Genomic DNA, 13,173 nt, shown 5'->3' with positions numbered 1-13,173 from the left:
AGTTATGTGCCTGAAAATTATTAAATATTATCTCCAACTATTGGGGTTCACTTCAACCAGAATGCATTACTTTTTTGACTTAAATTCTGGGATCAAATCGCCTTTCGTCCCAATCTTTCAAATGAATCTGACTTCAATTATTAGTTAATCTTTCGCTTTGGATTCAAGATATTCATTGGGTCAAACAAAGCCTTAATCTGGTGTTGAATCATATCCACATCGTCGCCGAGCTCTTCATTGTTCCATTGATTCTTGAGCATGCCGACTGCGTGTTCACCTGAAATGGTGCCACCAAGTTTGAGGGCTTTTCTAAACATCAGTTGGAGCGCTTTTTGAACCTCATCGGGGATGCCATCAATATCTTTTGACCAGATGATGGTTGGATGAACGTTACCATCCCCGGCGTGACCAGCGGTATAAATTTCAAGGTGGAGTTGATCGGCGACTTTCTTGATGTAGTCCATCATCTCCGCTAATTTGGATAACGGTACGGCCATATCTTCCATGACGTGTTGGCCATTGGCAAAGACGGCTGGCAGCATGTCTTGCCGTAATTTGGTGATCTGGGCGGCTTCTTTTGGATCGGTGGTCAAATGTAAATTCTGACCGCCGCGTTTAGCCAAGATCTCCTTAGTTGTGTTCAACATGTCATCATTACTACTATCCAATCGCAGGATTAGCATCGCGCCCGCATTATCTGAATAGTGGGTGCCTTCATATTTGTCCAAGGCCTTAACGGTGTCAGCGTCCAAAGCTTCCAGCATGGAAGGGTAGGCGCCGGAGCCACGAATTTCGGTGACCGCCGTTGACAAAGTCTTCATGTCTTTGAAAAATGCTAACCCCGTAATGGAATCGCCCAATGGAATTGGGAATAAGCGAACGGTAACTTCGGTGATAATCCCTAAGGTGCCTTCCGACCCAACAAACAGCTGGGTTAAATTATAGCCAAATGCTTGTTTCAGAGTGCGGGTGCCCACTTTGATTTCGCGGCCGTCTGCTAAAACGACTTTCAATCCAAGAACGGAATCTTTAGTAGCACCATAACGCACGGTGCTCATTCCGCCAGCGTTGGTTGAAGCGTTGCCGCCGACCGATGAGATCTTTTTGGAACCAGGATCTGGGGCATAGAATAACCCAAACTTGCGGGCCTCATCATCTAAGTCCTGATTGATGACGCCGGGTTCAACCACGGCAACTTGGTCAGCGCGGTTAATTTCCTTGATGTGGTTCATCTTAGCAGTTGAAAGAATAAAGCTGTTGGCGATGGCATCTGAACCGGAGACGGTACTGGTTGCAGTGGTTCGAGGGACAACTGGAATGTGAAATTTTCTGGCCGTTTTTAATACCCCTTGAATGTCTTTAACGGTCTTGGCTTCAATTAACGCTAACGGCAGGCCATCCGCTAATTTCACCCCATATTGGTCGTTTTCCGCTTGCTGAAGAAAATCCTGATTCGTATTTACTTTACCGGTTGGGACGTTATTTTTTAAGTCCCGTATAATTTCGTCGTTTGAATAAGCAATAAATCGATTCATGATCACAAACACCTCCACTTTATTCATGTTCTGTATTAATGATAGTCGGAATGAAAGCGATTACCAGAATTTCGACTTTGGTCATTCAAGTGGACAAAATATTACCACAATTTTTCTGCAATAAGATTATTTTGTTCCGGTGACAATTCTCTTCACAAGAAAATAGGATCATATTAGCAAGATTATGACCTGGTTTTGATGGTATATTAGCTTCAAATTGATGGATAGAACCAGACGATATCCTTACAGTGAGGTGCTGAATGATGTTAGAAAAACGAACCGGGTTAAAGCCCATTTCAGAAGCTGCAAAAAGTGAAATGCAAAATAAATTGAATCATAAATGTAAACCCATTGGTGGGTTAGGAAAGTTGGAAGGGTTAGCCGTTAAACTGGCCGGAATTGAAGGGACCGTTGACCTTAAGACGCAGAAACGGATGTGTTTGGTATTTGCGGCTGATCACGGCGTTGAACGGGAAGGCGTTTCGGCAACCCCCCGAAATGTAACCGCGCTTCAAGCTCAAAATATGATGGCGGGGCACACAACGGTGGCCGCAATGGCAATCGCCAACCATTGTGCCGTGCAAGTGGTTGATATTGGCATTGATGCTGATTTGAATGATCCCAAGGTGTTGGATCGAAAGATACGCAAAGGGACGACGGATATCCTGGATGGCCCAGCGATGACTCGAGAAGAGGCGGAAGAGAGCATTCAGATTGGCCATGACGTTGCCCAACAGGCGATCGATGATGGTAACCAGATATTAGCGATTGGTGAGTTGGGAATTGCCAACACCACCATTTCTTCGGCAATTATTTCCGTGATGTTGAACGAACCGGTAGCAAACGTCGTTGGTCGGGGGTCCAACATTTCTGATAAGCGGATGTTGCACAAGATCGACGTGATCGAGGAAGCAATTAGTAAATGGCAGCCGGACGCGACCGATCCAATTGATGTCCTTAGTAAAGTTGGTGGGTTTGAAATTGGCGGTAAAGTGGGCGCCATGATCTGCGCAGCCGAAAATGGGGTTCCAATCATCATGGATGGCTTTATCTCTGAGGCGGCACTGACGATTGCGGATGGGTTGTATCCTGGAATCAGCCAGCACATCATCGCTTCCCATGCATCCAAAGAACGTGGAACTCAATTGGTGATGCAACGATATGACTTGGATCCATTGCTAGAGTTAAACATGGCAGTTGGTGAAGGAAGTGGCGCTGTCCTGGTGCTGTCCTTAATTGACGCGATGCAATCCGTATTGAAGAATATGAATACGCTGGAAGACTTGGACGTGTTCTTTACGAAGTAAATATTAACGATGAACAAAAAAGGGATTCCAAAGTTTCTAAACATTGATAAACTTTGGAATCCCTTTTATTTTTTTGATGTTTCACGTGAAACATATTCTAAACCGTTCCTATTGTGCCAGAACACCACCATCCACGATGAATTCAGCGCCAGTGGCAAATTTTGATTCATCTGAAGCTAGATAAACCAGGATATTACCAACATCCTCAGGAGAACCCATGTGTTTTAGAGGAGTTTTGCTGATTGCAATTTGTTTCATGACGTCTGGGACAATTCCTGTATCAACCCAACCTGGGTGGACTGAATTTACCCGAATTGGATAGTCAAGTTCTGCAGCTTCGATTGCAGCCGTTTTAGTAATTTCTCTCACGCCGGCTTTTGATGCGGAATAAGCAGCTGCTCGAGCCAAACCGATATTTCCAATGATTGAAGAAATATTGATAATTGAGCCACCAGTCTGTTTCATATATTTCATTGCGTATTTTATTCCAATAAGTGTACCTGTCAGATTGACGGCTAATACTTTATTCCACACATCAATGTCCACATCTTTTATATAACTTGGTTTATCTCCAATTCCTGCATTGTTTACCAGCACATTGACGGGGCCAAATTTTTCTTTAGCAAATTGGAATATCGCGTCCCAATTAGCTTCATCGGTAACATTTAACAAAGAAAATACGGCATGGTCCCCCAAATCAGAGGCGACCTTGGTTCCCAGTTCTTCATTCATATCGGCAATAATAACATCCGCACCTTCATCAATGAACATTTTTGCGTCTTCAGCACCAAGCGTGCCTGCACCGCCAGTAATAATTGCGACTTTCCCTTGTAAACGATCCATGATGGTTTCCTCCTTATGGTTAAATGGAACAAAACGGTTAAAAAGCAGTGGTTACCGATCAACGAGGTTAGAGTAAGCCCATATGAAACCGGTTACAAGCAAACGAACTTTTTATTTGCGTGATTATTTTGAGTGGTTTAAAGAATGGTGGTATCATATTCCTACTTATTAATCGGAAGTATCTATACATTTCCCCTCAGGAGGTTGCCGTCATGCAATTAACCACTGCAAAAAATTATTTACTACTAACCGAACGAATTGGCAAGAAACCTATGTTACGGACGCGATTTACAAATCAGGCTTACTTTGTTCTGGCATCTGTTTTGGATTTGGTTGATCAACAAATCTTGAACATTGGAAACGATCAATTAACGATTCAAAACCAACCCATGTTTGACAGACTGCCAAAGTATTTGGACGGCTTAAACTCCCGAATTCGTGATGAAATTCAAAAGGGCAACAAACTCAACGATGCCTTGGATTTAATTACCAGTTGGGATATCGCCAATGAAATCTATGATGGTGTCGGTGGCGAGCTGCTACAAGCTGAGTTGGTTGAAAAAACTTCGGTTAAAACTAATCTGGATACCCATACCATTTACTTACCAACGACTGCGGCTAGAACACAGGTAACCACCTACCTTAAGCAGCAAATGGCAACACCGCACATTGAACAAGCCGCAATTAGTTTGATCACCATTTACGAACAATTAGATGCTTTGAAATGGCTGATTACTGATAAAAATGAGCTAAGCCAATTAATTAGTATTTTTCACCAGAATGTCGCTAATAATCCGTTTTATCTGTTGGAACAACCGTTGGTCAAAACCGTTCAAGAAATCATTACCAAGAAAAAATTTTGGTATGATTCTTGGTTGAGTTAGTTGGTTGTGATGATAATGAATTGCATGATTAACTAAGTGCATACAGGCGGGATTGAATAGAAATTCATCGACCTCTTGGATTCCTTGAGTCAATTCAGGTCATTGGGGAGATTAATGGACCGGTTTTCCCACCTAAAATCAAATTATTTTAAATTAAAAGTTTTTTAAACGAAAAAGATTGAAACGCTTGAAATTCTAATTTTTGCATGTTAATCTATGAACAACATCAATCGTATAGGTTTTTAAATGAGTAATATGCCGTTTCGGAGTTAAGAGAAATAGTGGTCGGTGCGAACTATGCAGGACGGTATGATGAACTACAAAGACCAGGTACGCGGTGACTTCATCGATATTTGAAGCTTAAGAGCAGGGTATGGTGATACCCTGAACTAGGGTGGTACCGCGTAAAAGGGCGTCCCTTCGTTATTAATTTAACGGAGGAACGCCCTTTTTGATGTTGTTAGAAATAGAAAATGCTGCAAGTCGGAAACCAATTCATGAGAGGAGTCAAATACGATGAAATCAACGGATACAACGATTCATTGCCCAGAATGTAATGATATCGAATTTATCAAACACAACGATGGGACAGTTACTTGTGCAGCGTGCGGGCATACTATCGTGAGCTAAGCAGAGGAATTAAAGTTGATGAAAATGATTGAAAGGAGGCACCCCAATGAATCGATTAGTAATGAAGTTACGACAGGTCGTCCACCAGCCTAAGGCGTTACGAAGCGGACTCCAATTGTTATTTGTCATTCCGTTGGTCATTATTTTACTCACGGCCAATTGGGCAAACGTGACGCTGGCGTCAGGGATGATTATTCTGGTCATGATCGTATCATTACTCGTTGGCCTACACAAATTGGCCAACCAAATCGCAGCAGTCATTGAAAAAGGCGCAGATAACAACTTCGAATAGGAAGTGAGTACTGGGAATGGGTTTTCAAGACTGAATGGGGGCGATTGGAATGATCGATTTAGACGATCCCGATATTATGTCATCATCTGAGGCCGCTAAACGTTGGAATAAGGCCGACGACTATGTTCGACAAATGTATCGTAAGACCCCGTGGAAATTTCCAAGGGGCAGCATCAGGAAGTTCGGTAAACAACTTGTCGTAACTCGGCGGGGAATGGAAATGGTGACCGGCGTCACTGAGGCAGAAGCAAAGAAGATTGCAGCACGAAAACAAGTGAGCTAGTTCTCTGAAAAGCGAAGAGAACCGGCTTTTTCTTTTGGGTTAAAATAATGGCAAATTTCTGAAAATACATCTTTATAAAATGAGAACATGTGAAAATTAGGTGATTAGCTGCCATCCAGATTTGGTTGACATTGTTAACCTCGCTATTTATGTTTGTGAAGGATTTTGGTACCAATCTTAACATTTGGAGGTAGTGAATAATGAATATTATCGATGAACTGACTTGGCGAGGGGCAGTTAACCAACAAACTGACGCCGAGGGCTTGAAAAAGTTGGTGAATAATCAATCAATTTCCTTGTATTGCGGGGTTGATCCAACCGGTGACAGCATGCACATCGGCCATTTAATTCCGTTCATGATGATGAAACGCTTTGAGTTGGCTGGCCATCATCCTTACATTTTGATTGGTGGAGCCACTGGCAGCATTGGTGATCCCAGCGGCCGCAAGTCGGAACGCCAACTGCAGACCATGGAGAAAGTTCAACACAACGTGGCAGCTCTGTCGGCCCAGATGCAGAAGCTGTTTGGCGGTGCCGCCCAGATTTCATTCGTGAATAATTATGACTGGCTCTCCAAAATTTCATTGCTGGATTTCTTGCGGGATTACGGTAAATTATTTAATATCAACACGATGCTGGCGAAGGATATTGTTGCCAGCCGGCTGGATGTCGGGATTTCGTTTACCGAATTCGCTTACCAGATCCTGCAATCGGTTGACTTTTTGACTCTTCATCGAAAATATAACGTCCAACTCCAAATTGGCGGCGCCGACCAGTGGGGCAACATCACCAGTGGAATTGATCTCATTCACAAAGTTGAGGGCGCCGAAACTGAAGTCTATGGGCTGACCATCCCGCTGATGCTCAAAGCTGACGGGACCAAATTTGGCAAGACCGCTGGCGGCGCGATTTGGTTGGATGCTAAGAAAACATCGCCGTATGAATTCTACCAATTTTGGCTGAATCAAGATGATCGCGACGTTGTGAAATACCTCAAATACTTCACGTTCCTCGATCAAGCTGAGATCGGAGAAATTGAAAAAAGTCTGCATGCCCATCCCGAAGATCGGTTGGCTCAAAGACGGTTAGCTGAAGAAGTAACGCGGTTTGTGCATGGCGAGGAAGCGTTAAAAGTCGCTCAGAAGATTTCTAAAATTCTGTTTTCAGGCGACGTTGATTTATTGAGCGTGACTGAAGTGCAGGACGCGTTTGGGAAAGCCCCGAGCGTGGAAATTTCAGCCACCCCAACTGACGTGATCAGTTTGTTGGTGGCTACCAAAATTGAGCCTTCCAAGCGGCAGGCCAGAGAAGACGTTACCAATGGGGCCATTACCATCAACGGCACCCGGGTGACAGATGTGAGTGAGCAAGTTGATCCGAGTGATAAATTTGATGGCAAGTTTGTGATTGTGCGCCGAGGGAAGAAGAAATACTTCCTGGCTCATGTTCAAAATTAAATAACTAAAAATTTAATTAGAAAATAATTTGAACAAAAGGATAACCGATATCGGTTATCCTTTTTTGATGCGTGTAGACGTTGTCAAGAAAATTTTGAAACTTTTTCGTGAAAATTAAGAACCGGTTTAGACAACTAAATACCCTTTACAGTTTCTTTTTGAAAGCGTATTCTGACAATGCAATTGCAAATGATGCAAATGGAGGGGTATGAATGATGACGAAAGAAACGGCAGATTTGAACTTAAATGCGCTCTTTATTGGGGATAAGGCCGAGAACGGCGATCTTTACAAGCGCTTATTAACGAAGTTGGTGGATGAACATATTGGTTGGCGGCAGAACTACATGCCACAAGACAAAAATATGATTTCCCACGAGGAACAGGATTCACCAGCGTTTGAAAACACCGTGAACCACATGGAAAGTGTCTTGGATGAGTTGTCTCAACGAATCAGAACGGAATCAGTCCCGTGGCACTCGGCGGGTCGTTACTGGGGGCATATGAATTCAGAAACCTTGATGCCAGCCATGTTGGCTTATAACTACGCCATGATGTGGAACGGCAATAACGTGGCTTATGAATCTTCACCCGCAACTTCGCAGATGGAAGAAGAAGTTGGCCATGATTTTGCCGGCATGATGGGCTATCGGAATGGCTGGGGGCATATTGTGGCCGACGGTTCTTTAGCCAATTTGGAAGGCCTCTGGTATGCGCGCAACATCAAGTCACTGCCATTGGCGATAAAGGAAGTGATGCCAGAACTGGTTGCGGGGATGTCTGAGTGGGAATTATTGAACATGTCTACGGAGCAGATTATGAAGGCCCTGGTCAAATCAGGAAATCGCCTGGACGAAATTAAAGAACGATCAGCTCGCAGTGGTCAAAACCTGCAGAAATTAGGTAAGTGGTTAGTCCCTCAAACCAAGCATTATTCTTGGATGAAGGCTGCCGATATTATTGGGATTGGGCTTGACCAAGTTGTTCCGGTGCCGCTTGATAATGATTTCCGGATGGATATTAACTCCCTGGAAAGCATTATTACCGATTTAGCTTCAAAAGAGATTCCAATCCTAGGAGTTGTTGGGGTGGCTGGCTCGACTGAAGAAGGCGCGGTTGACCAGATTGATAAGATTGTCGCTCTACGAAATAAGCTGGCTAATGCAGGCATTTATTTCTACATTCACGTTGATGCTGCTTACGGTGGTTATTTCAGAACGATCTTTTTGGATGAAAACAATGAATTTGTGCCATACGATCAATTACCAGAGCTTCACCAAAAATATGGCGTATTTACTGAAAACAAGCAATATATTAAGCGGGATGTCTATGAAGCTTACAAAGCCTTTGATCAGGTTGAATCCATTACGATCGATCCACACAAGATGGGCTATGTGCCATATTCTGCTGGTGGCATCGTGATTAAAAACATTCAAATGCGAGATGTGATTTCCTATTTTGCGACTTATGTGTTTGAAAAAGGCGCCGATATCCCAGCACTACTTGGTGCCTATATTTTGGAAGGATCAAAGGCTGGGGCAACCGCGGCATCTGTTTGGACGGCTCATCACGTATTGCCTTTGAATGCCAGTGGTTACGGTAAATTACAAGGGGCATCGGTAGAAGGATCCCATCGATATTATGATTTCCTGAAAGACCTTCACTTTAAGATTGGCGAGCGAACCATCGAAGTTCATCCACTGGTGAACCCAGACTTTAATATGGTTGATTACGTTCTTAAGGAAAAAGGTAACGATAGTTTGGCTGATATGAACAAGCTCAATCATGCTTTCTATGAGGAAGCCTCATACGTTAAGGACACCTTATACAGTAAGGAATATATCGTTTCCCACACCGATTTTGCGATTCCAGATTATGGAAACAGCCCCCTCGAATTTGTGAAGAGCCTCGGTGTTTCTGAAGCTGACTGGAACCAACAAGGCAAAATTACCGTTATTCGGGCCGCTGTCCTGACCCCATATATGAATAAAGAAGATAACTTCTATTACTTCGTGCCAAAAATTAAATTAGCCATGAAAAAGGACCTTGAAAACATCTTTGAAGGGGTTCGCGCAAAACAATTATCATAATTTTTGGTCAGCACCGAATAACTTATTTTAGGGAATAGAAGGGATTTTTATGGATAAACAAGGGGTAAAACTTGGTCTGGGAACCTTTATCGGGATGACAATGGCGCTTTGTGCAACGGTCCGCTCGATTCCATCCGTTGCGGCGGCCGGCTGGGCACAAATCACCTATATGATTTTTGCGGTGGTTTTCTTCGCCCTACCCGTGGCATTAATTTCCGGCGAGCTGGGAACCATGCTCCAAGCTGACGGGGGCCCACAACTTTGGGTTAAAACGGCCCTCGGAGAACGGTGGGGATTTGTAACCGCCTGGCTGCTGTGGGTGCAAATGTTTCCAGGAATGGTGATGGTGGCTTCCACAATTGGGCCACTGTGGGGCAATGCGTTTGGTAACGTCGCCCTGGGCAATAATCATTGGTTCATTTTTGCCAACATCTTGGGCTTTTACTGGATTATCACGATCTTAAATTTGAAGTTTGATATGGCCAAAGTCGGCGGTAACATTGGCGTCTGGTTGGGCGTTTACATTCCAATTATCATTATGTTGATCATGGGAATCGCCGCTTTAATCAAAACCGGGGTCAATCCCGCTGGTTACCTGGGCAGTTTCTCAATGGGTAAACTGCTGCCAAGCTTAAGTAATTTATCAACTTTGAAGTATTTTGCAGCAATTTCATTTGTTTACACGGGGATTGAAATTTCATCAGTCTTTATTCCAAGATTACACAATGCTAAAAAAACTTATACTCGGGGAATTTTCATTGCGTTGATTGGTTTGGTACTGATGAATGTGTTAAATGCTATGTTGGTTGCCAATACCGTTCCAAACGGCAAAATGCAACTATCAAATATCACTCAGCCAATCGTGCTTTGGTGCCAAATTTTAGGCTGGCCAACCATTATCGCCAATATCTTTAGCTTCATGGTGGTGATTGGGGTGTTGATTCAGTTATCAGCCTGGGTAACCGGCCCATCTAAAACGATGACCCAAGTAGCCCGGAGTGGGGAATTACCAGCTAGTTTCGGCTACCATAAAGTCAATAAGTACGGTGTTTCTCGCAACGTGGTCTTAACGCAGAGCATTTGCATCTCAATGTTTGCCTTGCTTTATGGCGTTATGAAAGACGTTAATGGCGTGTTCCTGACCCTAACCAATGCGACGACGGTGATCTACGCATTAGTTTATATTTTGATTGCAATCACCTTGATTAAGTTACGTCGCGCCGAACCTGATTTGGAACGACCTTATCGACTGGGAACTCACGGAAATGGGGTTGCTTACTTTGTCGCCTTTCTTTTGATTTTTGGAATCACGGTAATTATTGCGGCAACTCTGTTAACCACAGATATTCTTCAGGCAGTCTTTGTGCTATCGATTACCGCAATTCTGTTCATTATTCCACTCTATATTGATAGTCATAAGAACACGGAATGGATGTCACAAGTGCAGGCTGATCTTCAGACGATGAACTAAACAACATTAATACGAGATACATTAGACAGTACATTTATAATTCAAGGACTTGTTACAAAACACTTTGTTTTGTCGCAGGTCCTTTTTCTGAAAGAAGGTATTCGGGATGAAACAGTCTCAAAGAGTAGGAAACTTTTCTTTGGTAGAAAGTTTGTTAGTGATGGCGGTGATGTTTGGTACGCTGGGAACGCTAATTATTAAATTTAACCTGGCGCCACAGATTCCGATTCTGTTGGTATTCACGCTGTTGATGTTTTATGGACGGCTCAAAAAGATTTCTTGGGATGACATTTTCCAAGGGGTGGTGGAAGGGGTGACCCCAGGAATTATTCCCATCTTAATTTTTCTGATGATTGGGATTTTGGTCGCCAGTTGGCTGAAATCAAACACTATTGCGACGATGATGTTTATCGGCTTTGACATGCTTTCAGTCAAATTGTTTTTGCCAATGGTCTTTATTGTTTGTGGATTGATTGGTGTGACGGTGGGAAGTGCGTTTACAACCGTTTCAACTGTGGGGATTGCCTTTATGGGGATTGGCCATGTGCTGGGATTCCCGGCGGCAATGACAGCAGGAACGATTGTTTCCGGCCCATTCTTTGGCAATAACATGTCACCACTTTCTGATACTTCGAATTTAACGACTGGAATTGCCAAAGTTAATTTGTACGCGCATTTGAAAAATATGGCAGCGACTTGTCTGCCTGCCGCTGCTGCAACGGTGGCCTTGTTGGTAATCATTGGTAGTCGGAATTCAACAGCTCACTTGAATTCAATCGAGGTGATTAAGACCGAATTAGCCGCCAATTACCAAATTTCTTGGATTCCACTCATCCCAATTGTGCTTCTTCTCATTCTGGCATGGCGAAAAGTGCCGGCCATTCCGACCTTGTTGGTGAGTTCAATTGCTGCCTTGGCATTCGTTTTCATTGAAGATCATTCATTTACATTGACTCAACTGGGGGATCTGCTGATGAATGGTAATCAAGTGCATGGTGGTAGCGCCCTGATCAATCGGTTGATGAGTGGCGGCGGGATTGTCAATATGTTGAGTTCGGTGTCTTTGATTATCGTTGCACTATCGTTGGGTGGCCTGCTGATCAAATTTGGCATTATCAAAACGCTGATTGAAAGCATGACGGGGTTAATCGGAACCCCGGGACGCTTAATTTTAGCAACTTTAGTGGGGAGCGTGGGGGTTAATTTTTTGGTTGGGGAACAATACCTGTCGATCATTTTACCCGGAGAAACTTTCAAGAGTACCTATGATGCCCAGGGGATTGATCGAAAATATTTATCACGAACGCTGGCCACCGGGGGTGCGGATATTAATTCGTTGGTTCCGTGGGGCGTTAGTGGTGTGTTTTGCGCGGCGACTTTGGGCGTGAATCCATTTGAGTACGTCGGCTATGCTTTTTATTCGTATTTGAATCCTTTGCTGACGCTGATATTAGGATTTACGGTGGTGGCCTGGAAATGTCGACAGAATGTGCTCCATGCATAGTGCCCGGTTGGGTAATCCTTCGTGATAAGCGGGGGATTTTTTATTTTCAAAGTCGGCGGGTTCCGTGCGTTATAATTAGGATACTTATTATAGAAGAAAAGTTGGATTGTTCCGTTATGAAAGCGCAGCGAAAGGGAATGAAAATAGGCATGCAAACGGCAGACGAAATTTTTAAAGCGATTCAAAATGATCCTCAGAACCGGGAATTAACCAGTCAAGGAATTTTGCCACTTTATCATATTGAGCCGGATGCTGAAATCCTGATCATTAGTCAGGCACCAAGCAGAAAAGCCCAAGAATCCATGACGTTTTGGAATGACCCAAGCGGTGATCGCCTGCGAGCTTGGATGGGCGTCACGAAGGATCAATTTTATCATTCTGGCAAGATTGGCATCTTGCCACTAGATTTTTATTACCCAGGCAAGGGGAAACACGGCGATTTGCCGCCTCGCAAAGGTTTCGCAGAAAAATGGCATGAACCGCTCCTGCAGCTCATGCCAAAAGTAAAAATTAAGTTGTTAATCGGCCAATACGCCCAGAAATATTACCTGGGTGACCGCTGCCAGAAGAATGTCACCGAAACGGTCCGCCACTTTGAAGATTATTTGCCAGAATATTTCCCGCTGGTACATCCCTCACCATTGAATTATGGGTGGTTGAAGCGGAATGCTTGGTTTGGGGATGAGGTGGTGGGGGAGTTGAGGGAGAGAATTCAAAATTATTTATGTTAATAGTAATTTATTTATTCACTAGGTTAACTAATATTAATAATGCCAACTCTCGTCAAAGAAAATCCGTTGGAATCTTGAACTGAGGGATAATAATTTACTTAGAAACTGTTTGAGATCTAAATTGAGTTTTGGTATACTTTTGCAAAAAA

The 13,173-nt window shown here is 43.5% G+C and carries 11 protein-coding genes; 9 read left to right on the top strand and 2 right to left on the bottom strand.

Features of this window, described 5'->3' with window-relative positions; genetic code table 11:
* Positions 1-140 precede the first annotated feature (140 nt).
* Positions 141-1,535 (bottom strand): FAD-binding oxidoreductase, encoded by a 1,395-nt coding sequence (locus FD12_RS02390; RefSeq protein ID WP_056981481.1) that lies wholly within the window; start codon positions 1,533-1,535, stop codon positions 141-143.
* 260 nt (positions 1,536-1,795) lie between these two features.
* On the opposite strand from FD12_RS02390, the gene cobT reads away from it, so the two are divergent.
* On the top strand, positions 1,796-2,842 hold the full coding sequence (gene cobT / locus FD12_RS02385) for a nicotinate-nucleotide--dimethylbenzimidazole phosphoribosyltransferase (protein WP_225427360.1): 1,047 nt from the start codon (positions 1,796-1,798) through the stop codon (positions 2,840-2,842).
* A gap of 108 nt (positions 2,843-2,950) precedes the next feature.
* Here the strand turns inward: cobT and FD12_RS02380 are convergent, their stop codons facing one another.
* Positions 2,951-3,685 (bottom strand): glucose 1-dehydrogenase, encoded by a 735-nt coding sequence (locus FD12_RS02380; protein WP_082622143.1) that lies wholly within the window; start codon positions 3,683-3,685, stop codon positions 2,951-2,953.
* Between the two features lie 212 nt (positions 3,686-3,897).
* Between FD12_RS02380 and FD12_RS02375 the strand changes: the two genes are divergently transcribed.
* The 8 genes from FD12_RS02375 to FD12_RS02340 all read left to right on the top strand — a co-directional run bounded on the left by FD12_RS02375 (position 3,898) and on the right by FD12_RS02340 (position 13,024).
* Complete coding sequence (locus FD12_RS02375) at positions 3,898-4,569, top strand: hypothetical protein (RefSeq protein ID WP_056981478.1); 672 nt, start codon at positions 3,898-3,900, stop codon at positions 4,567-4,569.
* A 676-nt stretch (positions 4,570-5,245) separates the two neighbouring features.
* On the top strand, positions 5,246-5,491 hold the full coding sequence (locus tag FD12_RS02370; protein ID WP_054748998.1) for a hypothetical protein: 246 nt from the start codon (positions 5,246-5,248) through the stop codon (positions 5,489-5,491).
* Positions 5,492-5,540: 49 nt separating this feature from the next.
* Positions 5,541-5,774, top strand: a complete 234-nt coding sequence (locus FD12_RS02365) for a helix-turn-helix domain-containing protein (RefSeq protein ID WP_082622142.1) — start codon at positions 5,541-5,543, stop codon at positions 5,772-5,774.
* Positions 5,775-5,974: 200 nt separating this feature from the next.
* On the top strand, positions 5,975-7,231 hold the full coding sequence (tyrS, locus tag FD12_RS02360) for a tyrosine--tRNA ligase (RefSeq protein WP_056981476.1): 1,257 nt from the start codon (positions 5,975-5,977) through the stop codon (positions 7,229-7,231).
* A gap of 215 nt (positions 7,232-7,446) precedes the next feature.
* Positions 7,447-9,318 carry a tyrosine decarboxylase gene (gene tdc / locus FD12_RS02355; RefSeq protein WP_054749002.1) on the top strand — a complete coding sequence of 624 codons (1,872 nt, stop codon included), beginning with the start codon at positions 7,447-7,449 and terminating at the stop codon, positions 9,316-9,318.
* A 49-nt stretch (positions 9,319-9,367) separates the two neighbouring features.
* Positions 9,368-10,789, top strand: coding sequence for a tyrosine-tyramine antiporter (tyrP, locus tag FD12_RS02350; protein ID WP_054749000.1), 1,422 nt, complete (start codon positions 9,368-9,370; stop codon positions 10,787-10,789).
* A gap of 106 nt (positions 10,790-10,895) precedes the next feature.
* On the top strand, positions 10,896-12,293 hold the full coding sequence (locus FD12_RS02345; protein ID WP_056981474.1) for a Na+/H+ antiporter NhaC family protein: 1,398 nt from the start codon (positions 10,896-10,898) through the stop codon (positions 12,291-12,293).
* Positions 12,294-12,442: 149 nt separating this feature from the next.
* On the top strand, positions 12,443-13,024 hold the full coding sequence (locus FD12_RS02340; RefSeq protein ID WP_056981472.1) for a uracil-DNA glycosylase family protein: 582 nt from the start codon (positions 12,443-12,445) through the stop codon (positions 13,022-13,024).
* The last annotated feature ends 149 nt before the right edge of the window (positions 13,025-13,173 follow it).

Source organism: Lentilactobacillus rapi DSM 19907 = JCM 15042, assembly GCF_001436255.1.
Lineage (GTDB): Bacteria > Bacillota > Bacilli > Lactobacillales > Lactobacillaceae > Lentilactobacillus > Lentilactobacillus rapi.
The sequence above is the reverse complement of the archived record's forward strand: the minus strand, read 5'-3'. Positions and strand labels throughout refer to the sequence as shown.